General features: G+C 34.4%; 1 protein-coding gene. It reads left to right on the top strand.

Annotation, left to right across the window (positions count from 1 at the left end):
* The first annotated feature begins 34 nt into the window (after window positions 1–34).
* Window positions 35–829 carry a cation transporter gene (locus HM982_RS18410; protein ID WP_179354778.1) on the top strand — a complete coding sequence of 265 codons (795 nt, stop codon included), beginning with the start codon at window positions 35–37 and terminating at the stop codon, window positions 827–829.
* The last annotated feature ends 25 nt before the right edge of the window (window positions 830–854 follow it).

The raw sequence follows: 854 nt of genomic DNA, 5'->3' as shown, positions 1-854 counted from the left end.
CGTTGTAAGTAATGCCGAAAAACCCAGAAACCGAGTGAATAAAACGATATTTGAAATTACCAAAATGGACTGTCCTTCAGAGGAAAATCTAATCCGAATGAAATTGGACGGAATTTCAAGTATTGCGAATCTGGACTTTGATATTCCGAATCGAAAATTGACTGTTTTTCACAGCGGAGAAATTGACCAAATCGAAAAGTCAGTTATCGAACTGAATTTATGCGGAAAAAAAATCTCAACGGAACAAACCGACCAAACGGAATTTAAAGAAAACGCAAACCAAAAAAAGCTACTTTGGTCTGTACTTGCAATCAATTTTGCTTTTTTCATTATCGAAATGACAACAGGAATTGTCTCAAAATCAATGGGACTTGTTGCAGACAGTTTGGATATGCTTGCCGACAGTTTCGTGTACGGAATTAGTTTGTTTGCGGTTGGAGGAACTATAGTTAAGAAAAAGCGGATTGCAAAACTTGCTGGATATTTTCAAATTACACTTGCGATTATCGGATTTGTGGAAGTTTTAAGAAGATTTTTCGGAGACGAGAAATTACCCGATTTTTCGACAATGATTATCGTTTCTATTTTTGCACTTATCGCAAACGGAATTTGTCTTTACATTTTGCAAAAGTCAAAAAGCAAAGAAGAGGCTCATATGAAAGCGAGTATGATTTTTACATCAAATGACGTGATTATAAATTTAGGAGTAATAATTGCTGGAATTTTGGTAAATTGGTTGAGTTCGAGTAAACCTGATTTAATTATCGGAACAATCGTTTTTATTTTGGTAATTCAAGGAGCGTTTCGGATTTTGAAATTAAGTAAGTGAATGAAAAAAGCACTACTTACAACAA

Origin of the sequence: Winogradskyella vidalii (assembly GCF_013403955.1) — a bacterium.
GTDB classification, from domain to species: domain Bacteria; phylum Bacteroidota; class Bacteroidia; order Flavobacteriales; family Flavobacteriaceae; genus Winogradskyella; species Winogradskyella vidalii.
This window is presented reverse-complemented; position numbering and strand designations above follow the sequence as displayed.